The sequence below is a fragment of the Hylemonella sp. P2_B10 genome, assembly GCF_056404875.1.
Map to the genome: position 1 here is coordinate 803,836 of NZ_JBFUDE010000002.1, position 22,412 is coordinate 826,247.

The following is a 22,412-nucleotide window of genomic DNA, read 5'->3' on the forward strand; positions in this document are numbered from 1 at the left end:
AATCAAGGAGGAGGGCCGCAGGCCCGGGGGACATCCGCGTAGCCACGCGCACCAGCGGCATCGGCAACCGCAAACCCGTCGCCCAATGGTGTCAGCTGCCAACGACCTCTCTTAGATGTCAGCCAGCGCGCACTGCACTGGCTTGGCGCCCAGCAGTTGCACACACACCTGGGGGTCGATTTCCACCAGGTAACCGCGCCGCCCGCCGTTGATCAGGATGCGCGGCAACGCCAGGATGGTCTCTTCGATGTACACCGGCATCGCCTTGCGGGTGCCAAAGGGTGACGTGCCGCCCACCAGGTAGCCGCTGTGGCGGTTCGCCACCTCGGGCTTGCAGGGCTCGACCGACTTGGCGCCGATCTGGCGCGCCAAGTTCTTGGTAGAGACGGTGCGGTTGCCGTGCATCAACACCAGCAGCGGTTTGGCGTCCTGGTCCTGCATCACCAGCGTCTTCACCACCGTGAAGGGGTCGCGCCCCAGCACCTGGGCGCTGTGCTGGGCGCCGCCGTGCTCCAGGTATTCGTACGGATGTTCGCTGAAAGCGATCTTGTTCGCCTTCAACAGCGCGGTGGCAGGGGTTTCGCTGACGTGGTCTTTTTTGGCCATGGCGGCTGCACCCTGCTCATTGCGCGGGGTCGCGTATCTCCCAGCGCACCGCGTCAATGGCTTTCAGCAGTTCGTCCGGCAGCGTGGTGCCCCAGGCGTCCAGGTCTTCATCCAGTTGGGCCACGCTGGTGACGCCGATGATGGTGCTGGCCACCTGCCACTTGGTGTAGCAAAAAGCCAGCGCCATCTGCGCCGGCGTCAGGCCATGGTCGCGTGCCAACGCGTTGTAGCGGCGCGCGGCGGCCAGCGCGTCGGGCCGGCCCCAGCGCTGCTTGCGCACCGACTCGAATTTGGCGATGCGCGCGCCGGCAGGCGCCTCGGGGCCGGTGTGGCCACTGGCGTCGTACTTACCGGTCAGCAGGCCAAAGGCCAGCGGCGAATAGGCCAACAGCGACACGCCCAGGTGGCGCAGGCTCTCGTCCAGGCCGTTTTCAACTGTGCGGTTGACCAGGCAGTAGGCGTTTTGCACCGTGGCCACGCGCGGCAGCCCATGCGCTTCAGCCAGGCGCACGAACTCGTGCACCCCATACGGCGTCTCGTTGGACAAGCCGATCGCGCGCACCTTGCCCGCCTTCACCAGCCGCTGCATGCCCTCCAATTGCTCGCCCATCGTGTTGGTGGGCGTGTCCTTGGCCGGGTCGAAATACATGGCGCCGAACATGGGCACGTGGCGCACCGGCCAGTGGATCTGGTAGAGGTCGATGACGTCGGTCTGCAGGCGCTTCAGGCTGGCCTCGCAGGCCGCCACGATGTCGTCGGCACTGAGGTTGGCGCTGCCGTTGCGTATCCAGTTCAGGCCGCGCGCCGGGCCGGCCACCTTGGTGGCCAGCACCACTTTCTGGCGCGCGCCAGGGGTCTTGGCGAACCAATGGCCGATGATGGTTTCGGTGCTGCCAAAGGTTTCGGCCCGCGCCGGCACGGCATACATCTCGGCGGTGTCGATGAAGTTGATGCCGCGCGCCAGCGCGCGGTCCAGGATGGCGTGCGCTTCGGGCTGCGCCACCTGCTCGCCAAAGGTCATGGTGCCCAGGCACACGGGCGTCACGTTCAAGCCGCTGGCGCGGCCCAGTTCTATCAGGTTCATGGTGGGGAGGGAAAGAGGAAAATCAGCTGCTCAGCCCGCCAGTTTACGACCTGGCCGCTTTTTACGCTGGAGGGTGTTCACGCTGGCGCTTGGGCCTTGAAGCGATCTTCCTCCTGCAGCCGCAGCACGCGCCGCTGCACCTTGCCGGTGGTGGTCATGGGCAGCGCGTCCACGAACTCGATCTCCTTCGGGTATTCATACGGCGCCAGCTTGCCGCGCACATGCTCCTGCAATTGCGCCACCAGTTCACGCTCGAATTCCGCCGTGTGCACGGCACTGCCGCCGCGCGCCGCCAGGTACTCGGGCGCCAGCACCACGTAGGCCTTGACCACCGCGCCGCGCTCGCGGTCCGGCTTGGGCACCACGGCGGCATTCAGCACCGCCGGGTGCTTGACCAGGCAGTTCTCGATCTCGCCGGGCCCGATGCGGTAGCCGGCGGCCTTGAAGACGTCGTCCGAACGGCCCTGGTACCACAGGTAGCCGTCCGCGTCGCGCACCGCCAGGTCGCCGGTGCGGCACCAGTCGCCGGTGTACTTGGCGGCGGTGGCCTGCGGGTTTTTCCAGTAGCCGAGGAAAAAGATGGGGTCGGGGTGGCCATGGCGGTCCAGCCGGTGCAGCGCCACGTCACCCGGCACGCCCACCGGGCATTCGTTGCCTTCGTCGTCAATCACCGCCACGCGGTGACCAGGATAGCCCTTGCCCATGCTGCCGCCACGGGCTGGCCAGCCGGCCCCGCCTCTGGGGGCGTCGTTCATGCTGCAGTTGCCGACGATGTAGTTGATCTCGGTCTGGCCAAACATCTCGTTCACCGTCACACCCAGTTGCGCGCGGCAGTAGGCGAACACGGCGTCGCCCACCGCCTCGCCGGCACTCATGATGGCCTGCAGCTTCAGGTCAAACGCCTGGCGCACGGTGCGGCCAGACTCGCCGGCTTCTCCCGGGAAGGCCTTCATCATCGCCTTCAGCGCGGTGGGGAACAGGAAGGTGTGGGTGACGCCGTGCTGGCGCATCAGCGTCAGCGCCTGCTCGGGGCTGAAGCGACCGTTGTAGGCGACGATGGGGCGGCCGAAGTACAGCGCGGGCAACAATGCATCCATCAGCCCACCGGTCCAGGCCCAGTCGGCCGGCGACCAGAACACCGCCTGCGTGCCGGCGGCCACGTCCTGTGGGTCAAAGCCAAACCAGTTGTGGCTGCACACAAAACCGGTCAGGTTGCCAATCAGCGCCCGGTGCGGGATCAGCGCGCCCTTGGGCTGGCCGGTGGTGCCGCTGGTGTAGATCAACACTGCCGGGTCATCGGCCAGCGTGGCCACCGGCTTGAAGCGCGGGGACTGGCGGGCCAACAGGGCGGCATAGTCCACATCGGCCTGCAACGCGGCGGCGCCCACGCCCAACACCGTGCGCAGTTGCGGGCAACTGGCCCGCACCTCCAGCAGGTTGGCGATGGAACTGTCATCGCACACCGCCACCACCGCCTCGCTGTCCTGCAAGCGGTATTCCAGCGCCTGCGGGCCGAACAGCATGGACAGCGGCATGGCCACCGCGCCCAGTTGCAACACCGCCATGTAGGTGACGGCGGTTTCCAGCCGCTGCGGCATCACCAGCGCCACGCGGTCGCCACGCTGCACCCCCAGGCCGGCCAGCGCATTGGCCAGGCGGTTGGCCTGCTGCTGCAACTCGGCAAACGTATGCGCCTGGGGTGCCACGCCCGGGGCGCTGGCGTAGATGGCGACGCGGCTGGCCGCATCGGGCTGGCGGGCCCAGCGGCCGCAACAAGCCTCGGCCATGTTGAATTCGCGCGGCACCAGCCAGCGGAAGTTGCGCTGCAGCGTTTCGTAGTTGTCCTGCACCTTGAGGGTTTTGTCCCGGCGTTGACTGACGGTCACAGTTTGTCTCCGTATCATTCGTCAAATGTACCAAGCCCGACGACAATCCCGCAGCGAATTCGTACGCATACGCAATCTGGACTACCACGTGCGCACCTGGGGCCAGCCCCAGGCCGGCCGGCCGCCACTGGTGATGGTGCACGGCTGGATGGACGTGGGCGCCAGCTACCAGTTCGTGGTGGATGCGCTGAAAGAAGAGCGCCATGTGATCGCCCCCGACTGGCGCGGCTACGGCCTGACCGGCGCCGGCGGCGTGGACAACTTCTGGTTCCCCGATTACATGGCCGACCTGGATTTCCTGCTGGACCACTATGCCGGCGAGCAGCCGGTGGACCTGGTGGGCCACAGCATGGGCGGCAACATCGTGATGTTCTATGGCGGCATACGCCCCGAGCGCATACGCCGCCTGGTCAACCTGGAAGGTTTTGGCATGCCGGCCACGGTGCCGGCGCAAGCCCCTGGTCGCTACGCCAAATGGATGGACGAGTTGAAAAAGCTGCACCGCGGCGAGCTGGACCTGAGCCAGTACCCCGGCGTGGACGGCGTGGCGCGCCGGCTGATGAAAACCAACCCCCGCCTGACGCAGGACAAGGCCGACTGGCTGGCCCGCCACTGGGCCAAGGCGGACGAGCAAGGGCGCTGGAAGGTGCTGGGCGACCCGGCGCACAAGATCACCAATGCGCAGTTGTACCGGGTGGAAGAGGTGCTGGAGATCTACCAGCGCATCAGCGCCCCGGTGCTGGCGGTGGAAGCCGAAGACAACAGCCTGGACCGTTGGTGGCAGGGCAAGTTCACGCTGGCGCAGTACCACGAGCGGCTGAAGTCCGTGCCCAATGTCCGCGTGGAGCGCATCGCCAACGCCGGCCACATGATGCACCACGATCAGCCAGAGGTCCTCGCTGCGCACCTGGACGCGTTTCTGGCTTAGCCAGCCGCTTCACGCCAGCTTTTGTAGCAGCAGGATCAGGCCGCCACGGCACTCAGCTCCGCGGCTGTCCCCCGGGCCTTCGGCCCTCCTCCTTGATGCCGCTGCGCCGAATGCCATGACGACCTAATCCTGCCGGCGCAACCGGTATGCCTGCGTCGGTATGCCGGTGTCACGTCTGCCAACGGCCCCGATGTCGCTGGGGCGCGTGGCGGAGGGAAATCAAGGAGGAGGCCCGCAGGGCCGGGGGACATTCCCGTAGCCACGCGCACCAGCGGCGTCGGCAGCCTGCACATCCGGCTCCCCGGTGGTATCGGCGTCGTAAGTCGCTGGGCAGCCCAGGCGTGAGAAAATGCGGGGATTACAAGGATTTCGCACCATGGACGCAGAACACATCAACCAAATCGGCACCCAACTGAACGACCTGTCCGCCCGGACGCAAGAGCTTCGGGGGTATCTTTGACTACGATGCCAAAGCAGAACGGCTGAGGACGGTCAACGCATCGCTGGAAGACCCGGCGGTCTGGAACGACGCCAAGCGCGCCCAGGAACTGGGCAAGGAAAAGAAGGCGCTGGATGGCGTGGTGGTCACGCTGGACAAGCTGACGGGCGAGTTGTCCGACAACCTGGAACTCTATGACATGTCGAAAGAGGACGGCGACGAGGCCGGCCTGCAGACCATAGAAGCCGAGGCCGCCAAGCTGGCCAAGACCATCGAGGAACTGGAATTCCGCCGGATGTTCAACAACCCGGCCGACCCGCTGAACGCCTTCCTGGACATCCAGGCCGGCGCCGGTGGCACCGAGGCCTGCGACTGGGCCAGCATGCTGCTGCGCCAGTACCTGAAGTACGCCGAGCGCAAGGGCTTCAAGGCGCAGATGGAGGACGAGACCGCCGGCGACGTGGCCGGCATCAAGAGCGCCACCATCAAGATCGAGGGCGAATACGCCTTTGGCCTGCTGCGCACCGAGACCGGCGTGCACCGGCTGGTGCGCAAGTCGCCGTTCGACTCCTCAGGCGGGCGCCACACCAGCTTTGCCAGTGTGTTCGTCTACCCGGAAATTGACGACTCGATCGAGATCGACATCAACCCGTCCGACGTGCGCACCGACACCTTCCGCGCCAGCGGCGCCGGCGGCCAGCACATCAACAAGACCGACTCGGCGGTGCGCTTGACGCACATCCCCACCGGCATCGTGGTGCAGTGCCAGGACGGCCGCAGCCAGCACAGCAACCGCGACGTAGCCTGGAAGCGCCTGCGTTCACGCCTGTACGACCACGAGATGCGCAAGCGCCAGGAAGAGCAGCAGAAGCTCGAAGACAGCAAGACCGACGTCGGCTGGGGCCACCAGATACGCTCTTACGTGCTGGACCAGAGCCGTATCAAGGACTTGCGCACCAACTACGAGACCTCGGCCACCCAGAAAGTGCTGGACGGCGACCTGGACCCATTCATCGAAGCCTCGCTGAAGCAAGGCGTCTGAAGCAGACAACCCCAAGGAGGAACGCCATGATGCGTGAAGGACAAGCCACCGTCATCCGACGCGAAGACTACACCGCCCCGCCCTACTGGATCGATGCGGTGGACCTGACCATCGACCTGGACCCGGCCAAGAGCCGGGTGTTGAGCAAGATGACGGTGCGGCGCAACCCCGACGTGGCGCCACAGCCTCTGAAGCTGGACGGCGAGGAGTTGAACCTGGCGCGCGTGCTGGTCAACGGCCAGGGCACCTCGTTCAAGATGGAGGGCGCGCAGCTGGTGCTGGAAAACCTGCCGGAGGGCGAGGCGCCTTTCGAGCTGGAGATCTTCACCACCTGCAACCCCGCCAAGAACACCAAGCTGTCGGGCCTGTACGTCAGCAACGATGCCTTCTTCACCCAGTGCGAGGCCGAGGGCTTTCGCCGCATCACCTACTTCCTGGACCGCCCGGATGTGATGGCCAGCTACACGGTGACCTTACGCGCGGACAAGGACAAGTACCCCGTGCTGCTGTCCAACGGCAACCTGGTGGACAGCGGTGCGCTGGAAGGCGCGGGCAATGAGGGTCGCCACTTCGCCAAGTGGGTGGACCCGCACAAGAAGCCCAGCTACCTGTTCGCACTGGTGGCCGGGCAGTTTGTCTGCCGCGAGCAACGCATCACCGCGCGCTCCGGGCGCGACCACATGCTACAGGTCTATGTGCGCCTGGGCGACCTGGACAAGACCGAGCACGCGATGAACTCGCTGATGGCCTCGGTGGCCTGGGACGAGGCGCGCTTTGGCCTGCCGCTGGACCTGGACCGCTTCATGATCGTCGCCACCAGCGACTTCAACATGGGCGCGATGGAAAACAAGGGCCTGAACATCTTCAACACCAAGTACGTGCTGGCCAGCCAGGCCACCGCCACCGACATGGACTACGCCGCGATCGAGAGCGTGGTGGGCCATGAGTACTTCCACAACTGGACCGGCAACCGCATCACCTGCCGCGACTGGTTCCAGCTCAGCCTGAAGGAAGGCCTGACGGTGTTCCGCGACCAGGAGTTCTCGCAGGACTTGACCCGCGACGCTTCGGCCCGCGCCGTCAAGCGCATCGAGGACGTGCGGGTGCTGCGCAGCGCCCAGTTCCCCGAGGACAACGGCCCCATGGCCCACCCGGTGCGGCCCGACAGCTACATCGAGATCAACAACTTCTACACCGTCACCGTCTACGAAAAAGGCGCCGAAGTGGTGCGCATGATGCAGACGCTGGTGGGCCGCGAAGGCTTCGCCAAGGGCATGACGCTGTATTTCGAGCGCCATGACGGCCAGGCGGTGACCTGCGACGACTTCGCCCAGGCCATTGCCGATGCCAACCCGGCCAGCGAGCTGGCGCGGCTGCTGCCGCAGTTCAAGCGCTGGTACGCGCAGGCCGGCACGCCTCGCGTGAAGGCCGAGGCCAGCTACGACGCCCAAACGCGCAGCTACACGCTGACGCTGACGCAAAGCTGCGCCCCCACGCACGGCCAGGCCGACAAGCTGCCCTTCGTCATCCCCGTCAGCCTGGGCCTGCTGAGCCCAGAAGGCCAGCCGCTGGCGCTGCAACTGGCGGGCGAGGCTGCTGCAAGCGGCAGCTCGCGCACCATCGTGCTGCATGAGGCCAGCCAGACGCTGACCTTCGTCAATGTGGACGCTGAGCCGGTGCCCTCGCTGCTGCGCGGCTTCTCGGCGCCGGTGGTGCTGGACTACGGCTACAGCGACGCCCAGTTGCTGGCACTGCTGGCGCACGACAGCGACCCCTTCAACCGCTGGGAAGCCGGCCAGCGCCTGGCGGTGAACCGCGCGCTGCAGGCCATTGCCAGCGCCGATCCGGTGGGCATGCCGCTGGACGCCGCCTTCCTGGACGCCATGCGCGCCGTGCTGCGCCACCCCACGCTGGACGCCGCCTTCAAGGAGCTGGTGCTGACGCTGCCCGGCGAGTCCTATCTGGCCGAGCAACTGGCCAGCTTCGACCCGCAGCGTGTGCACGCGGTGCGCGAGGCCATGCGCGAGCAGATGGCGCTGGCCCTGGCGCACGACTGGGCCTGGGCTTACGACACCCACAAGGACACCGGCGCCTACAGCCCCGACGCGCTGTCGGCCGGCCGGCGCGCGCTGGCCGGCCTGGCGCTGACGCAGCTGTGCCTGGCCGCGCGCAGCAACCACGACGTGGTCTGGCCCGGCAAGGCCTACCAGCGCTTCAAGGACGCCGGCAACATGACCGACCGCTTCAACGCGCTCAATGCCCTGGTCTCCAGCGGCCATGCGTTGGCGGCCGATGCGCTGGAGCGCTTCTACGAGCTGTTCAAGGGCGAACCGCTGGTGCTGGACAAGTGGTTTGCGTTGCAAGGCAGCACACCGGACCGTGGCGGCAATGTGCTGCCCGCCGTGCGCCAATTGATGCAACACCCCGACTTCACGCTGCGCAACCCGAACCGCGCGCGCAGCCTGCTGTTCAGCTACTGCAGCATGAACCCGGCCGGCTTCCACCGCGCCGACGCCGCCGGCTACGTGTTCTGGAGCGAACGCGTGATCGAGCTCGACGCCATCAACCCGCAAGTGGCCGCCCGCCTGGCCCGTGCCATGGACCGCTGGAGCAAGCTGGCCGAGCCCTACCGCAGCGCCGCGCGCGAGGCCATCGCCCGCGTGGCCGCCAAGACCGACTTGAGCAACGATGTGCGCGAAGTCGTCGGCCGCGCCCTGGAGGCTTCCTGATGGCCGGCACCATTTCCCTCAGTCGCTATCTGGTCGAGCAACAACGCGTCAACGGCCGCATCCCCTCGCAACTGCGCCTGCTGCTGGAGGTGGTGGCGCGCTCGTGCAAGAGCATCAGCCACGCCGTCAACAAGGGTGCCCTGGGCGGCGTGCTGGGCAGCGCCGAGAGCGAGAACATCCAGGGCGAGATGCAGAAGAAGCTGGACATCATCGCCAATGACGTGCTGATCGAGGCCAACGAATGGGGCGGCCACCTGGCCGCCATGGCCAGCGAAGAGATGGACGGCATCCACGTGGTGCCCAACCGCTACCCGCAGGGCGAGTACCTGCTGCTGTTCGACCCGTTGGACGGCTCCAGCAACATCGACGTCAACGTCAGCATTGGCACCATCTTCAGCGTGCTCAAAAAGCCGGAGGCGCCGGCCGGCAGCGCGCCATCGGCCGGTGTGTCGGAGCAGGACTTTCTGCAGCCCGGCCACCAGCAGGTGGCCGCCGGCTACTGCATCTACGGCCCGCAGACCACGCTGGTGCTGACGGTGGGCAACGGCGTGGACATGTTCACGCTGGACCGAGAACAGGGCTCCTTCGTGCTGACGCAGAGCAACCTGCAGATTCCCGCCGACACCAAGGAATTTGCCATCAACATGAGCAACATGCGCCACTGGGACAAGCCGGTGCAGCGCTACATTGAAGAATGCCTGGCAGGCAAGGACGGCCCGCGCGGCAAGGACTTCAACATGCGCTGGATCGCCAGCATGGTGGCCGACGTGCACCGCATCCTGACGCGCGGCGGCGTCTTCATGTACCCCTGGGACAAACGCGAGCCGCAAAAAGCCGGCAAGCTGCGCCTGATGTACGAGGCCAACCCCATGGGCTGGATCGTGGAGCAGGCCGGCGGCGCTGCCAGCAACGGCCGCCAGCGCATCCTGGACATCACCCCCAAGGGCCTGCACGACCGCGTCAGCGTGGTGCTGGGCTCGAAAAACGAGGTGGAACGCGTCGCGGCTTACCACGCCGAATCCGCGCTATAATGGAAGGCTACGGAAAGCCGGTGTAGCTCAGTCGGTAGAGCAGCTCATTCGTAATGAGAAGGTCGGGTGTTCGATTCATCTCTCCGGCACCACAATTGACAAGGGTTTGCTGCTATTAAAAATGCAGCAAGCCCTTTTCTCTTTGTGGCCTTGTAGGCAATCTGTAGGCAGATTGCCACTGTTGGGGCTATTCGGAACCGCAGAAAGCGGCACTAAACGCAAGCCTTCGCTGCTTCGGGGATGGCTTGGAAGACAAATGAATAGGCATCGCCAAACTTGGTGCCTGTCGGGTCGCCGTACCGCGCTCCCCAATCTAGACACACGAAGTCCTTCCCGTCTAGGCGCCCGAGTGTCCGCAGGAATGCCATTCCACCTATAAGTTCGGGAGGTAGGTCTTCCAAAGCGCATGTATGGCTGCGTGTCCCCGGCCAATACGCCGTAACTTGTCCCCGGAAAAGCACCGCGCCGGCATTGAACGTAGTTGCGCCCATCACTATTTCATGTGCGAGTCCAATCAGGACCCTCTCACATCGCTCCCGCTTGGAATCCCCATAAAACCACGGACCACCCATCCCACAGAGAGCACAACCACTATGCCAAATGCCAGGCCACCCGCCAATGTCTGCATGGCCAATTTCCATTGATTCCACAATGCCACAGCTTTCTTTTCTTTGGCCGCCCTCAGTCCATCAGCATCCAATTCAAAATCGGCTGCGACAGACGCTTTATAGCTAGTCACTTCCTGGGAGGTCTTGGCTGCAATCCAATACTTACCATCCGTGGCAGGAGCATATGCAACAACCAATTCCCCGCTTTCGGAACGTTTGGCTAGAAAACATAGCACTACCCAAACTGACTCACCGCCATTGGCATTACCCTTTTTTTCGGGGTTAACAAACACGTGCTCAGTCGCGTCATCCTTGGAACAAGCTTCAACCACTTTAGGCTTCAAGCCATAAGCTGGCACTTGAACAGAGACGGTGTAGTGCGGACTGGCCAAGGCAGCATATGCAACGCACCCCAGACACCACGCGCCAGCAAGCAGCATTGATACACGGCGAGCGCCAGCAAAGATGTTCACCTTTACCTTCCTTAGTTGTCTTTACTTGAATGCAAGGTTCAGCATCCAGGCCAAGCGAGCGCCTGCCGCCGCCAACCTGTCTTGCATGATGGGTACATACTTGGCCGCGTAAGCCTCTGACACAACGCGGTCAGGATAAAAACCCTCAGCCTGCACCAACTTGCACGATTCTTCAGCCATCTTGGTTGGCTCCAGCGCATAGGTCTTAGCCGGAATGGCCTGCACAGTTGCAGCCACAAATTCAACCCCGGCAGCGCGCAACATGCCGCTGTCCCACAGGGAGTGTAGGTTTGTGCCCTTGTCTCCAAAGCGCACTTGGTACGAGTTGCCGCCCTTGTCATCGACATAGCCCGCGTGCAGGGGCTGGTGTATGTCCCCAGCAAAGTGAACCACGTACTTAAGGGCGGTCAGTTGCTCTTGAGGCGTAGCGGCAGACTTCAAAATCTCAAGCCGCTTTGTCAGCGCCGCAACCACGCAATTGCCGTCCGGGCAGTCTCTGGCCGGGTCGTAGTTGCATGAGCCCTTTGGAAAGTTTATGTAGTGCCATGCTGCGGTGGAGCGGTCGCGCTGCTCATCGGCCCAACTCGCGATGCTGGCCAGCGTGGCGCCTGGTTCAAGCGCCAGCAGCTTTTCAATCTCAGCTTTGGCCTTTGGGCTCAATTGAGCCTGCGCGAGCGTCGCCACGATGGCATGGCCATCCTTGCCCCATGCGAAAGCATTTGTTCCGGCGAGACCAAGGGCGAGGCATACAGCGCATTTCCAGATTGCAATCACGGCAGCACGCACAGCAGACTCCATCACAAAAGCGGCACCATATCACAGCGGCGCAGCGTACGAACTATGCAATGTGCGGGTGGGTTGGCGTCCTGTTTGAGAGAGCACGGCGTCAGCGCCGGTGAAAAAGAAAGCCCGACACGTGGCCGGGCTGGAACAAGCTTGCGCTTGCCGCGTTCAGGGAGGTGAAACGCGGGGGCTGTTACACCCAACAGCAGGATAACCCAATCGTCCTCATAACGACACGCGACAACAAGTACGCCACACTCTGGACACACTTGTCGCCCATGAGTCGGTGCCCGCTTGATATATATCAACCTATGTCGATTTCCGCCGCGCACCATGACCCCATGACACTCGAACCTCACTTCCACTGGAACATGCCCTCCACCTTCAAGGGCAAGGACACTTGGGTCACCAAGGAAAAGCTGACCGAGGAGCAGGCACTACTCAGAAATCCCAATGCGTGGCCGGTCTGGCGGTCTATGGAGATGATGCCGGTTGACGACCAGCAGGCATCGCCACCACCGGCAGCTTGATGATTGGCACGGCTGGCACCGGCAGGCAGCGCCAGACCTGGGGCCACTTGGTGGATTTCACGTTCTTGTACGTGCCCTTAATGTCGGTATGTTCCATTCCCCGGATTTCAAGCCAACCCTCCCTTATTTCCAGCTCGGCAGGCTCCATGCAGGGAATGACGTACTCAAAGTCAGGCGTCATCAGGCGCGCCCAGTGTTTGTTTACCCAGTCAATACGCCGCTCAAAGCGCAAATCGCCAACGCGCGCCAGCTTGACGTAATCCTCTCGCGGTAGCGGTTCGCCGCGCTCGTTCATTCTGAAAACCCGGTAAAGCATGGCCCCAGGTTAGCCAGTTTGCCCGCAGAATTTCAAGGGGGGCAAATTAATTTCCACACCACATGCGAGAGTGTGTTGAAACCATGTGCTGAGCTTTATTATTTCTCGAAACCCAGAAGAGCTTGCCTAGCCTTTGAATCGGCATCCATTGCGATATGCGATGCCACCGAGCCGAACAAGAACAAGCAAATTGAGAGATTGATATCAAGAAGCCAGCCAAGCACCTTCTGCAATCCGACCATTCGGCCCGCCATGTTCGCCGCCACGTCGCCAACCTCTCGCAGCGCCCCGAAGGCGGGCACAATCTTCAAAGGCTGGGCTCTGATTTCGAAATATGACACCCACCTATGCCCGTCTTCTGAGACAAAGAGCAGGCCAACTGGGACGGGCTGCCACTGGCCAGATTGCAACCAGCCAAGGCACTGCATCACGAAGATGGCAAAGGCCCAAAGAAAGAGAAAGGCTGAAACTAAGAAGGCGGCCTGCGCAATCATCTGGTCGAGTCTTGCCGCTGGCTTAGTAGTGGCGCGCGCTTCAGACATGGTTCCCCCTTCCCGGATTCGACAATATTGCACTCTTTTTGCAATGCCGTATACCCCCGCCATTTAAGTGCGGAGGGCTGATAGCCAACCCGCTCAATCGTAAACGCTCACCGGCTGACCATCTTCATCTAACACCACATGGCCGTTGGTATCGACTGCAACGGGTGTCCCGTCTTTCAATACTGGCTCCCCGCCCCCATTCACATACCCTGTCGGGCTATTGGAGTTCTGAATGACCTCAAAAGACTTGTGCGTGTCTGGGTTCACGCCATTTTTTGACGGGTCAACGCCTAGGAATTGCTTGAGCCATGCGCTGATGGCGGGGTTCTGCATCGCGGCCGCAATTGCCGTGGAGCCCAGCCCGAACAGACCCGATTTAGTGCTGTTGTCCGCACCCGTGGCGCGGTTCAATGCATCGCGGCTCTCGGTGTAGTTCTGCTGACGCGTGGCAAGGTCTTTGTTGAAGTTTTGCAGGTCAAGGCCCTGGTCGAACTGCTTGGTTTGCATGCCTTGGTTAAAGTCTTGGGCTTGCTGCGCCAGACCAAATTGTTGGCCTTGCATGCCTTGCGAGAAGTTTTGGCCTTGGGCGTTGTTGTGGAACGTGGCGTTGTTCGATGCCTGGCCATAGGCGTTTTGGTTCGCTTGCAGACCTTGCGTGAACAGTTGGCCCTGAGAGGCTAGGCCGTTGTTCCACGAATTGTTAAACGCGGTTGAATAGGCGTCATTTCTGTTTCGAGAAAACTCATCAATGGCACGATTCCAAGCCTCGGAGCCACGCGGGATACCTTGCTGGGTAAGCTGGTTCTCCAAGTCGTGCTGGTAGTTGCTCCAAGTCGGGTCTAGGCGAGATTTGGCTTGGTTGTAGGCAGAGTCTTGCCCGCTTCGCATGGCGGTCAACAGATCGGCGCCGCCAACAAGCCCTGGCACATTGCTGGTATTGATGTTGCTCTGGATTGTGGTCAGCGGCGTGTCCAGTTGCTGAACTTTGGTGGTTGGGTCTACTGGCGCGGATTTTCCGCCCAGAGTAGCCAGCCATGCATCTGTCCCTGCTTTATCTTTGCCGAACAAGTTACCCAATCCGTAAACATCAGTGCCCAACTTGCCAGCGGTTGATTTCAAGTAATCCGCAGTCAAACCAGAGCCATCGCCGGCTTGTTTGTCTTGGAACATCTGGTTATAGAACTTGGTTTTCAGGTCCGGCGTGGGGCCGACTGTGGCGCCGTTGTCTATCGTCATGTTGGTGTTTGCGGCACCTGTTGGGTGCCAGTAGTCACCACCAGCGACTGCGCGCTGACCGTTGGGGTTCAGAAAGTGCGTAGTCCCATCAGACCCGTAATACATGCCATCTGGCGCAACCCCGCCGTTAGGGCCGTATTTGCCTTGGGTGTAGTCAATCGGGCCGGCCATCAACATACCACCAGCGTAATAGTCGCCGTTGGCTTGCTTGCCGCTGCTGTTTAGCATGCCATTTGCTGGGGCTGTTCCGCCGCTGTTTAGCAATCCGTCTGCCATTTAAATACTCCCCAAAGTCAGTTAGGTGTTTGGCCGGCATCACGCCATGGCACAAGAGTGCTTGCCAATGAAACATCGTGAATTAGATGTTCGGTGCCTGCCGGCGTAACAATCTTCACCGCGCCTGGGCGTGCGAGGATGTTGCAGCCTGAGTTTCTGAGCACGTCAATCAGGAACGGATAACCAGCGTTTATTTTTTCAAGCACCATGGCACGAAAGAGCCCGTCACGCCTCTCCGCCTCCTCCATAGTTCCGGTTGCCTCGTCTGGCGGCTCCGCCTTGCCCATGAATGTCCAGGGAGTGAGTAGCCAAAATGCATCGGCTTTGCACGCGGTTTGATTCATATCAGGCCCTCTCAGTCGAGTCACGTTGTCGAACCATGTTTTCAATGAGTTGGTCTATTTCACTTTCGACAAACCCGATTGCCCGCTTTGACAGCTTCACGGGTCGCGGGAACTCATGCGCATCTAGTCTTTCGTAGATTGCAGACCTAGACACGCCGGTGCGGTGGACGGCCTCTGGCATTCGCACGATGCGCAGCGGCTTTGCCACGGCGCTGGATTCAGGACAGCTATGCATGATGGGGAATCTCCTTGGACACTTCGGCCCTCGTATCTAACGCTCCAGGGTCTTGAATAAATGCGGGATTAATTTTTTTGACTCGCACCAATGTGCGGGCGCGGGATAGCTCTGTGCACATTGAACGCATGCGCCTCTTAAAGGGCTCAGTTGCCAGCCGGCCCGCGCGCTTCCCTATCGCCTCTAGAAAGGTGGTCGAGTACGCCATTAACAACTCTCTGTCGGACTTTGGAGGCCGGCCATGCCGCGCTGCAAACCAATTTCGCGCCTCTCGTTCGAACTTGAGCAACTCCAGAAAATACTGCTCGGTGCGGGTTCGAGGTCGCCCAACCGGTCGCCTCTCGCACTTGGCTGTCTTATCCTGGGCGACTTCTGACAGGATGGCCCCCACCCAATGCGGGGGGGCTGGATGCTCCGCAAATTCCGTGGGCCTATTTGCTGGCGCTTCTGAGCAGCTCGCGCAGCCATCGCAGTTCATCGATTGCCCGGCGAGACCGGTTTCCGTGTTTTGTTGCGTTGGCTGCGCTCGCCGCCTTCCCTTCCGCAGTCTTTGGCCCGGTTGACTGCTCCCACGGCTTCCACTGGCGTATCAGTTCGGCCCTCAAGCGTTTGTGCTCCGGTGTTCGAAAGTAGCTCATGCGTTCCTTCTGAAAGTTCGTTTGACGGGTTTTTGATGGGTTTCTCGTGCGCGGGGCTGGCCATGCCGTTGTTCACCTGTTGCGGCCCGTTGGCTATGTTGGCCTGACGTACAAAGGTCGCGGTGCGCGGGGTTTTCATCTCGGTCAGCGCCTCTAGCGTTGTCCGGCACTGTGACTGCGCCTTGAATGCCAGACGCAAGTACACCTCTCCAGCCTCGCGGTAGCCGGCATTCAGGTTTGCAGTAGCCCGCCTGGCCAAGTTGTTGTAAAGCTCATCAAGCGAGTGAGACTGCGCGACAAGCATTGCCTCCGGCCTCGCCATATCGCCGGAATTGACTCCATCAACCTGCGCGCGTAGCTCTCGCGCCACGGCGTTGATTTCATACGTGTCTCCCTGAAGCATTTGAATCAACGCGGCACCCTGAGAAATCGGGTTCATGGTTTGCCGTACAACGGCGTCCTCCGGGTCTTCGCCTTCTCTGAGCCGAACGCCCAGCACATTGCGCTTTGGCGCTTCGACCTTGGTTAAAGGCTTTGCTGCTTTGTCTCTCTTTGCAGTCATTGCCCGCCCTCCTTAGAGGGATAGTCAGCGGGTAGCTCGGCGCAAAACTCCCTCGCAATGTCCTCTGTAGCTATTGCATAGGTAAGCTCATGGCTCAAGTCAGCGTGTTTGTGGTCGGAATGGTTGGCCAGGTGGTCGGCCAGATATTCAATACGGCCTTGCAAAGTCAGTAACCGGCGCACCAGCGTGCGGACACTCGGCGACGGTGGCTGCAACAGCCCCATCTTCTCCGCCAAATGCTGGAGGTGGACTCGGTGCAGTGCTACACGGTCAACCTGCCCGGTTGCATAGCCTTGCTCTAGCGTGATGGTGTCGCCTTCGATTTCAAAGGCCAGGTCTTCAATTCTTGTCAGCATGTCTTTTCCAAAAAAAGGGCCAAAATTTCTTGAGGCAGTAATTCAGGGTTGCCGGGTTCAATGAGTCCGACAAACAATCCCAGCAGATGGCATATCTAGATGGTTTCCGCCAGACGGCGTAGAGAGATGGCCAAAAGTGGGGCTGATAGCACCGTGAGGCGGCGTAGGGATGGGGCGCTCTACACCGCCAGACGGCGCTATAAAGGGCCTCACTACACCGCCAGACGGAGTAAGGGTCGCGTTTTTCACGGAAGGGGCGTTTTGATACGCGCCACGCTGGAAACACTCGGCGGCGCCAGGGTCGAAACCCTGCAACCGGTCCAAGCGCTGCCACGTGATGGCATACCAACTCGCTTTGTTGGGACGCTGGCCCTTGACGGTCTCAAAGATGAAGCCGCCTGCCAGCAATTCCCGCTTGGCTCTGGTTATCACGTCAGCGCTTTTCCAGCCGCGTTTAGCCAGGTAGGCACCAGATGCCAGTAACCGCCCGTTGTTGTCGCGCACAAACTGGCGGGCAAACTCCAGGAGTAAAGCCCGCGCCGGATGCGATAGAAGGCCATAGGCGGGGCAATCGAGCACTTTCCAGGGGATGGCAGCAAAGCCCCCCGAATCGCGCCCAGAATCGCCCCTAAGGCCCTTGTTGCGGCCATTTGCCATGGCGGGGCTATGTCCAACCCCACTGACTCAAGGTTTTTCGGCCTTGGTCGGTCAATTCGTATCGCCCCGGCTTGCATGGGCGCCCATCTCGGTCAAGCGAGTCAATCAACGTACAAGTTATGGCCACGCCCTTTTCTATGAGGTCGCTCACAAGTTGCGGGCCATTGCTGCAACCGGCTGCACGGTCGAGGTTTTCGCGCATGAGCGGGCTACGCCAAAGAGCATCAAGGGCTCGCTGCTGGCGTGGCGTAAAACGCGGCACTACCGTAGAATCAGCATCGGAAATAGACTTAGTCTCGGCGGGTTGACTGTTACCAGCAGTCAGCCCGTTGCCTTGTGTGGGGTTCACGTTATGCCACCCCCAGAACGCGCTTCAGCTCATTCACCGGCCACGCTAGCCGGCCATTAATGCGCATGGGACGCAGCGGGCCATCCTCGCGCATTGCCCAAAGCCTGAGCGTCTGCTGTGCCCTGTTTAAGTGATATGCCGCCTCATGGGTCGGCAGCGTGGCACGGCTTTCATGCTCCAGTGCCACAGGTTGAAAGGCAATTGCTGCCATACAGGAATCCTCTGTTTTGTTGAGAGGATTCCCATCATTCCCATGTGCAGCAGAAATAACACAGCCACTTATTTCCAGTCGGCTTTATCTCGTTCCCATCCTTCAGCACCACCCAAATCTCGCCAAGCCTTTCCAACCACTTCAATGTCGAGCTTCATTTCTTTGGACACCGATTTAATGGCCGCTTCTATTGGCTTGTCCTGGCGCGTGTGTCCACGCTCCGTCAGTCGGTCAAGCTCACCGCCTACTTTTGTCCACAGCAGCACATTACGAACGGGTATAGCAGGGTCGGGCAATCTGTTTCTTGGCTTGCGAAGGCTCAGACAATCCAATGGGTCGCCGCCGGCAACGATTGAGTCTAGTGAATCTAGTAGCGCCTTCACGAAAATAACTCTGAATGGGTCTGGCGATTCCCCATGTTCAATCAACCCCCGAATAGCAATGCGACTTTGAATAATGACTTCCATTCCAGATTGAAAATTGCCTTGCTTTGCGAGTTCCACGCATTCAGTGGCAAGGTCAATCAAGTGACCGTCATGTGGTTGCTCGGGTGTAAAGCTCATGTGCACCCCTTCGTGGTGCCCTTCAAAGGATGCCCCAGCAGGCGGGTGAAGGTGTCCCGCTTTTCAGCCGCTAAGCCTAGCTGTGGCAATTCAAATCATAGACATTGCCGGCGCGTTTTCATCCTCCAGCGACCACAGCGCGCGCCTGGTGCGTCCGGTGCGCGGGGTGAATCAAGTGACTTTCGGGCGTCAAATCAATGCCGCCATAGTCGGTTGGCGGCTGCCTTTCGGCCCAAGCAAGCAGCGTTTTGAAGTGGTCTAGCTCCTCTTGTGGGATATAAGGCATCCACTGTCGCGCGTCAATCTGGGCCACAAAGTCAGACAGCCGCTCGGCGATGTGTCGCCCGTGAGAGTTGGTCAGAAAGACAACAAAGCCAATTGCCGTGTGCGTGTAACTATCAATGTCCCATAGCACTGGGGACGCGATGGCGAAGGAAGAATTAGACATAACAAACTCCAGGTAAATGTTTAAAGACTACGTTGCCCAGCGACAAACTCAAGCGCCGTCCGGTCGCGTTTCGAACGATTGCAAGGGACGCAGGCAGCTACCAAATTCCAGGGGCTGTCTGTGCCGCCAAGGGCGCGTGGCTTCATGTGTTCTACCTCCCAAGGGCCGATTAACTCCAGCCCCAGCCCGCAATAATGGCAATGCCCATCACAACGATCGAACACTTCCCGGCGACGGCGGGAAACCTGTTGCTGAAAACTCAAAGGTGTCGCCACCGGCAGCGGTTCATCAGGCCACAACAGGGCCTGAGTTGATGCTGACTCATTCGCGGCAGGCTCTTCTGAAGCTGCTAGCCTCTCCAGCATGCGCCGCGCAGCCGCCAAAGCGGCGGCTTTCTCGTCGGCAACACTAAGCACGGAACCACCCTGCGGCTCAACTACCATGTACCGCACCGCATGCAGGCCTCGCGCAACGCACGGCACCGACGCCAACGCATAGCGACCTTGGCCGAATACGCCGCCGTATATGGGCCGTTGGCGCAGAGTGGCCGGGTTCATGGCTGATTGGGGAAGTTTTGAGGCGCTGACTGAGCGCCTTCCTTCACAAAGCTGGCATTGCCAATCCGGCCATTGCGGTCCTGCCAGCGATGCATCATCCTCATTGCCTTTTCGATGCTTTCCGCAGCGGCGGTCGGGCTCAACTGGGCGTGGCGAAGCTGACATAGGCTTTCATCCACAACAGTCCAAACTGACTGAAAGAGGCGTTCCACGTCCCCAAGAGCCGCGTCCAGCTTCACCGCGTCAGGATGGTCATTGCTCTGCGCCCAGTCTCTCAGTTCAGACACCAAGCGCTTGGCCTCGGTGTTCGTGGATTTACCTCCATCAAGCCACCAATGCCCAAGGGGCGTATAGGCTAGTGGGCGATATGTGGGCACGGGAACAATTTCGCGACCCGTAGAATGACTTGCAACCATTTTTCACTCCTTAACAGTGAGGTATGGCCAGGCGGGATGGGTACTGTTACTACCCATCCCGCCGCCTTTTTGCCCTGGAAAAACCGCGCCAGGGCATCGCGGAATCACTTCACAGCATGCAGCTTTCCCGGTTCGGCATCGGCCACGAAGGGCACGCCGGCCTGTCGCAGGATGTGGGCTTCAATTGCTGTCAAAAACTCCTGCAATGCGCCCACGCTGCGCGGCTTGTAGCCCTCTGCGGTTGCGCTGGGCTTGTGTCCCATCACCTGAGCGATAGCGCCCGCTGGCGCGCCTGCAGCCTCGCCCTGCAGGGCAAAGGTGCGGCGCAGACCATGTAGCGTGAGCTTTTCAATGCCCGCATAGACCTTGACCGCTTCCAGGCTGGCGCGTGGGTCGGAAATATGGCCAGCGCTCGCGTTGCTGGCGAATACAAAGGGGTTTGCCTTGCCATTGGCAAGTTTGGCGCGTGGCAAGATGGCCAATTGCTGCGCGAGGTACGGAGGCAGCGGGATGGTGCGTGTGGCGTCCACCTTGTCGGCTATGGTTATCTGCTTCCACCTGAAATCCACGTCTGCCCACTTAAGGCCCGCCATTTCCTCGCGCCTCGCCCCAGTCAGCAGCAAAGCGCGCAAATAGACGGCGTGCACGCGATTGCCTAGCTGCTCTGTTCCCTCAAACCAACCCTTGAGCTGGTCGGCCTCCAGGCAATCGGTCCGCTTTTTGACCTGGGGCATTGATTCAATGATGGCCGGCGCCTTTCCCGCATCTCTGTTCACGAGAAAGCGGTATTCAGGACGAGCAGAGCACCAGCGAAGGAACCCTCGGAACATCATCAGGGCGCGAGCGGCTTGATGCTTGCTCAGCTTGCTTTCAGCATAAAACCACTCAGCCAGCACATCCTCGGTAATGGATGGCAGCGAGCGGGCCATCAGAGGGGCCAGCGGGCCTGAGCGAGTAACACCCTTGCCGCGCTTCTTTTTCTCGCCCCCTGGCGCCGCCATGACCTTGAGGTCAGCGAGGTATCCAGGCTTAAATGCGTCTCGGCGCTTCGGCTTGCCCTCGGCCAAGTAGCGAGGCCAAACAGCCCCCACGGTGATGGCCTGGGCGGCCTCAGAGGCTTTATGGGCCTCGATAGCTGCCTGCTGTTCCCGCTCCTGCTCACGCGGGTCTATGCCGGCATCTACAGCCCTTTTCAGTTCCTGGGCCTTGGTGCGCGCTTGGTCAATCGTCCAATCGGTCATGGTGCCGATGCTGATGCGGACGGTGGCACCACGTAGGCGCGATTCAAAGGCGTATGTCTTGCGCCCGGTAGGCGTGGCGCGAAGCATCAGCGCGGGGGCTTCGGTGTCCCATAGGAACGCTTGAGACTTGCCAGCCGGGCACGTGAAAGCGGCCACACGACCAGCGGTCAACCGAACCCGACTCTTTTGCTCTGCCACAAGCCACCTCTAGAATCTGTAGGCAGTCTGTAGGCAAATTGGCCATAAACCGCCGAATTTCAATCAACATTCTGAGGGGCCGAATTGCGCCTAAGTTGTTGATTTACATTGATTGTAGGCATGGCAATCAACAAATGCAAACACAATTTCCGCCTCATTCGTAATGAGAAGGTCGGGTGTTCGATTCATCTCTCCGGCACCATTAGACACAGGGAAAGCCTGCTACCAATTTGGTAGCAGGCTTTTTTCTTGCACCTTCCCGTGCCTCATACCCAGCCGCGACAGTATGGCTACAGGCGGTATCGGAATCCAGCACCCACAGAGCCCTGAGGCGGTACAACGCGCGAGCAGATGGAGCCACGCCGGCCTGCATGCGATAGTCCAGCACCCGTCTTGGCCTTGCGACCCTCCCTTTGCCCAACCTCTCCATCCTCAACCCGCATCCCTGGCACACCCATGCGCCGGCTGGCCACACGCCACGTGATCGCTCGCGCCCACTGGGTGTTGGCCTGCTGGTGCTGGCCCTGCACGTGCTGGGTCTGTGGTTGTGGCTGACATCGGCCGGCTATCAACGGTCTGTGCCGCCCAGCAGCACCCTGGCCGCCATCACGGTGTGGTTGCAAACGTTGCCGCCAACACCCACCGAAGAGCCCAAGGCCGAAGTGCAACGGCAGCGCTCGACGCCCGCCGAGCCCAGGTTATCCAACCCGCAAACCCCTGCGGCTGGCACACCATTGGCAACAGCGCCCGAGCCTGCAGATACTGCGGCGCAACTGCCCGAAGGCCCATCAGCGCCGGCGCAACCGGCACCATCGCGCGCGCTGAGCCTGACCTTGCCGCGCAGCACGCTGTCCACGTTGGCCGCACCCAGCCTGGCGGCCCAAACGCCGTTTCACGGGCGTTTGTCGGCAACGGTGGAGCGGCAGATTGCAACCGTGGCCGCAGAGTCCGGCCCGTGGATGGAAGAGCGGCTGGATTACGACCACGTCCGCTTGCGGCGGGGCAACACCTGCGTCATGCTGGAGCGCCCCGCGGCCTCCCGCATCGACCCGTCCAACGACGCCTTGCAACGCCTGCCGTGGCTGGCCAATGTGTCGCGCTGCCCCTGACGTAGGGTCCGCGCTATGG

23 protein-coding genes and 2 tRNA genes are annotated in these 22,412 nt (G+C 61.3%); 7 read left to right on the plus strand and 18 right to left on the minus strand.

Annotated elements, in window-relative coordinates; translation table 11 throughout:
• Nucleotides 1–111: 111 nt before the first annotated feature.
• The 3 genes from AC1DX2_RS11540 to AC1DX2_RS11550 form a co-directional block, all read right to left on the minus strand.
• Nucleotides 112–606 carry an aminoacyl-tRNA deacylase gene (locus AC1DX2_RS11540; RefSeq protein ID WP_477196485.1) on the minus strand — a complete coding sequence of 165 codons (495 nt, stop codon included), beginning with the start codon at nt 604–606 and terminating at the stop codon, nt 112–114.
• A gap of 16 nt (nt 607–622) precedes the next feature.
• Nucleotides 623–1,690, minus strand: a complete 1,068-nt coding sequence (locus AC1DX2_RS11545; RefSeq protein WP_477196486.1) for an aldo/keto reductase — start codon at nt 1,688–1,690, stop codon at nt 623–625.
• A gap of 77 nt (nt 1,691–1,767) precedes the next feature.
• Nucleotides 1,768–3,594, minus strand: coding sequence for an acetate--CoA ligase (locus tag AC1DX2_RS11550; RefSeq protein ID WP_477196487.1), 1,827 nt, complete (start codon nt 3,592–3,594; stop codon nt 1,768–1,770).
• 7 nt (nt 3,595–3,601) lie between these two features.
• Here AC1DX2_RS11550 and AC1DX2_RS11555 point away from each other — a divergent pair, with 7 nt between their 5' ends.
• The 5 genes from AC1DX2_RS11555 (at nt 3,602) to AC1DX2_RS11575 (ending at nt 9,837) form a co-directional block, all read left to right on the plus strand.
• Nucleotides 3,602–4,504, plus strand: a complete 903-nt coding sequence (locus AC1DX2_RS11555) for an alpha/beta fold hydrolase (protein WP_477196488.1) — start codon at nt 3,602–3,604, stop codon at nt 4,502–4,504.
• A gap of 376 nt (nt 4,505–4,880) precedes the next feature.
• Nucleotides 4,881–5,985 (plus strand): peptide chain release factor 2 gene (gene prfB, locus AC1DX2_RS11560; protein ID WP_477196489.1). Its coding sequence is split into 2 segments (ribosomal slippage): nt 4,881–4,961 and nt 4,963–5,985, totalling 1,104 coding nucleotides; the frame shifts between segments, so codons are not numbered across the junction.
• Between the two features lie 29 nt (nt 5,986–6,014).
• Nucleotides 6,015–8,714 (plus strand): aminopeptidase N, encoded by a 2,700-nt coding sequence (gene pepN, locus AC1DX2_RS11565; RefSeq protein WP_477196673.1) that lies wholly within the window; start codon nt 6,015–6,017, stop codon nt 8,712–8,714.
• Nucleotides 8,714–9,745, plus strand: coding sequence for a class 1 fructose-bisphosphatase (locus AC1DX2_RS11570; RefSeq protein WP_477196490.1), 1,032 nt, complete (start codon nt 8,714–8,716; stop codon nt 9,743–9,745). Before pepN ends, AC1DX2_RS11570 begins: the two co-directional genes overlap by 1 nt.
• A 16-nt stretch (nt 9,746–9,761) precedes the next feature.
• Nucleotides 9,762–9,837, plus strand: a tRNA-Thr gene (locus AC1DX2_RS11575).
• A 422-nt stretch (nt 9,838–10,259) separates the two neighbouring features.
• Here AC1DX2_RS11575 and AC1DX2_RS11580 read toward each other — a convergent pair.
• The 15 genes from AC1DX2_RS11580 to AC1DX2_RS11650 all read right to left on the minus strand — a co-directional run bounded on the left by AC1DX2_RS11580 (nt 10,260) and on the right by AC1DX2_RS11650 (nt 21,284).
• Nucleotides 10,260–10,826: a hypothetical protein gene (locus AC1DX2_RS11580; protein WP_477196491.1), complete on the minus strand. Its 567-nt coding sequence runs from the start codon at nt 10,824–10,826 to the stop codon at nt 10,260–10,262.
• Nucleotides 10,827–10,847: 21 nt separating this feature from the next.
• Entirely contained in the window at nt 10,848–11,612 is a 765-nt protein-coding gene (locus tag AC1DX2_RS11585; protein ID WP_477196492.1) for a S1/P1 nuclease, read from the minus strand.
• A 471-nt stretch (nt 11,613–12,083) separates the two neighbouring features.
• On the minus strand, nt 12,084–12,455 hold the full coding sequence (locus AC1DX2_RS11590; RefSeq protein ID WP_477196493.1) for a hypothetical protein: 372 nt from the start codon (nt 12,453–12,455) through the stop codon (nt 12,084–12,086).
• A gap of 98 nt (nt 12,456–12,553) precedes the next feature.
• Nucleotides 12,554–12,997, minus strand: a complete 444-nt coding sequence (locus AC1DX2_RS11595; RefSeq protein WP_477196494.1) for a hypothetical protein — start codon at nt 12,995–12,997, stop codon at nt 12,554–12,556.
• A gap of 93 nt (nt 12,998–13,090) precedes the next feature.
• The gene (locus AC1DX2_RS11600; protein ID WP_477196495.1) at nt 13,091–14,509 is read right to left on the minus strand and encodes a hypothetical protein; all 1,419 of its coding nucleotides are present in this window, start codon (nt 14,507–14,509) and stop codon (nt 13,091–13,093) included.
• 17 nt (nt 14,510–14,526) lie between these two features.
• On the minus strand, nt 14,527–14,853 hold the full coding sequence (locus tag AC1DX2_RS11605) for a hypothetical protein (protein ID WP_477196496.1): 327 nt from the start codon (nt 14,851–14,853) through the stop codon (nt 14,527–14,529).
• A gap of 1 nt (nt 14,854) precedes the next feature.
• Nucleotides 14,855–15,088 (minus strand): helix-turn-helix transcriptional regulator, encoded by a 234-nt coding sequence (locus AC1DX2_RS11610; RefSeq protein ID WP_477196497.1) that lies wholly within the window; start codon nt 15,086–15,088, stop codon nt 14,855–14,857.
• Nucleotides 15,089–15,562: 474 nt separating this feature from the next.
• Nucleotides 15,563–16,288, minus strand: a complete 726-nt coding sequence (locus AC1DX2_RS11615; protein WP_477196498.1) for a hypothetical protein — start codon at nt 16,286–16,288, stop codon at nt 15,563–15,565.
• The gene (locus tag AC1DX2_RS11620; RefSeq protein WP_477196499.1) at nt 16,285–16,644 is read right to left on the minus strand and encodes a hypothetical protein; all 360 of its coding nucleotides are present in this window, start codon (nt 16,642–16,644) and stop codon (nt 16,285–16,287) included. The genes AC1DX2_RS11615 and AC1DX2_RS11620 overlap by 4 nt, the downstream gene beginning before the upstream one ends.
• 1,007 nt (nt 16,645–17,651) lie before the next feature.
• The gene (locus AC1DX2_RS11625) at nt 17,652–17,861 is read right to left on the minus strand and encodes a DNA-binding protein (protein WP_477196500.1); all 210 of its coding nucleotides are present in this window, start codon (nt 17,859–17,861) and stop codon (nt 17,652–17,654) included.
• 68 nt (nt 17,862–17,929) lie between these two features.
• Nucleotides 17,930–18,424, minus strand: a complete 495-nt coding sequence (locus AC1DX2_RS11630) for a hypothetical protein (protein WP_477196501.1) — start codon at nt 18,422–18,424, stop codon at nt 17,930–17,932.
• Between the two features lie 118 nt (nt 18,425–18,542).
• A complete protein-coding gene (locus AC1DX2_RS11635) occupies nt 18,543–18,872 on the minus strand; it encodes a hypothetical protein (RefSeq protein ID WP_477196502.1) in 330 nt (109 codons plus the stop codon).
• A gap of 20 nt (nt 18,873–18,892) precedes the next feature.
• Nucleotides 18,893–19,429, minus strand: coding sequence for an HNH endonuclease (locus AC1DX2_RS11640; protein WP_477196503.1), 537 nt, complete (start codon nt 19,427–19,429; stop codon nt 18,893–18,895).
• Nucleotides 19,426–19,719, minus strand: a complete 294-nt coding sequence (locus AC1DX2_RS11645) for a hypothetical protein (RefSeq protein ID WP_477196504.1) — start codon at nt 19,717–19,719, stop codon at nt 19,426–19,428. Before AC1DX2_RS11645 ends, AC1DX2_RS11640 begins: the two co-directional genes overlap by 4 nt.
• 230 nt (nt 19,720–19,949) lie before the next feature.
• Nucleotides 19,950–21,284, minus strand: coding sequence for a tyrosine-type recombinase/integrase (locus AC1DX2_RS11650; RefSeq protein WP_477196505.1), 1,335 nt, complete (start codon nt 21,282–21,284; stop codon nt 19,950–19,952).
• A gap of 88 nt (nt 21,285–21,372) precedes the next feature.
• Between AC1DX2_RS11650 and AC1DX2_RS11655 the strand changes: the two genes are divergently transcribed.
• Both AC1DX2_RS11655 and AC1DX2_RS11660 read left to right on the plus strand, forming a co-directional pair.
• Nucleotides 21,373–21,486 (plus strand) — tRNA-Thr (locus AC1DX2_RS11655).
• A 211-nt stretch (nt 21,487–21,697) separates the two neighbouring features.
• Complete coding sequence (locus AC1DX2_RS11660) at nt 21,698–22,393, plus strand: hypothetical protein (RefSeq protein ID WP_477196506.1); 696 nt, start codon at nt 21,698–21,700, stop codon at nt 22,391–22,393.
• Nucleotides 22,394–22,412: the final 19 nt, after the last annotated feature.

Bases quoted from the DNA above. Each gene is read 5' to 3' on its own strand.
- AC1DX2_RS11540 (WP_477196485.1), bottom strand. From the start codon at position 606: ATGGCCAAAAAAGACCACGTCAGCGAAACCCCTGCCACCGCGCTGTTG.
- AC1DX2_RS11545 (WP_477196486.1), bottom strand. From the start codon at position 1,690: ATGAACCTGATAGAACTGGGCCGCGCCAGCGGCTTGAACGTGACGCCC.
- AC1DX2_RS11550 (WP_477196487.1), bottom strand. From the start codon at position 3,594: ATGATACGGAGACAAACTGTGACCGTCAGTCAACGCCGGGACAAAACC.
- AC1DX2_RS11555 (WP_477196488.1), top strand. From the start codon at position 3,602: ATGTACCAAGCCCGACGACAATCCCGCAGCGAATTCGTACGCATACGC.
- pepN (WP_477196673.1), top strand. From the start codon at position 6,015: ATGCGTGAAGGACAAGCCACCGTCATCCGACGCGAAGACTACACCGCC.
- AC1DX2_RS11570 (WP_477196490.1), top strand. From the start codon at position 8,714: ATGGCCGGCACCATTTCCCTCAGTCGCTATCTGGTCGAGCAACAACGC.
- AC1DX2_RS11590 (WP_477196493.1), bottom strand. From the start codon at position 12,455: ATGCTTTACCGGGTTTTCAGAATGAACGAGCGCGGCGAACCGCTACCG.
- AC1DX2_RS11595 (WP_477196494.1), bottom strand. From the start codon at position 12,997: ATGTCTGAAGCGCGCGCCACTACTAAGCCAGCGGCAAGACTCGACCAG.
- AC1DX2_RS11600 (WP_477196495.1), bottom strand. From the start codon at position 14,509: ATGGCAGACGGATTGCTAAACAGCGGCGGAACAGCCCCAGCAAATGGC.
- AC1DX2_RS11605 (WP_477196496.1), bottom strand. From the start codon at position 14,853: ATGAATCAAACCGCGTGCAAAGCCGATGCATTTTGGCTACTCACTCCC.
- AC1DX2_RS11610 (WP_477196497.1), bottom strand. From the start codon at position 15,088: ATGCATAGCTGTCCTGAATCCAGCGCCGTGGCAAAGCCGCTGCGCATC.
- AC1DX2_RS11615 (WP_477196498.1), bottom strand. From the start codon at position 16,288: ATGACTGCAAAGAGAGACAAAGCAGCAAAGCCTTTAACCAAGGTCGAA.
- AC1DX2_RS11620 (WP_477196499.1), bottom strand. From the start codon at position 16,644: ATGCTGACAAGAATTGAAGACCTGGCCTTTGAAATCGAAGGCGACACC.
- AC1DX2_RS11625 (WP_477196500.1), bottom strand. From the start codon at position 17,861: ATGGCAGCAATTGCCTTTCAACCTGTGGCACTGGAGCATGAAAGCCGT.
- AC1DX2_RS11630 (WP_477196501.1), bottom strand. From the start codon at position 18,424: ATGAGCTTTACACCCGAGCAACCACATGACGGTCACTTGATTGACCTT.
- AC1DX2_RS11635 (WP_477196502.1), bottom strand. From the start codon at position 18,872: ATGTCTAATTCTTCCTTCGCCATCGCGTCCCCAGTGCTATGGGACATT.
- AC1DX2_RS11640 (WP_477196503.1), bottom strand. From the start codon at position 19,429: ATGAACCCGGCCACTCTGCGCCAACGGCCCATATACGGCGGCGTATTC.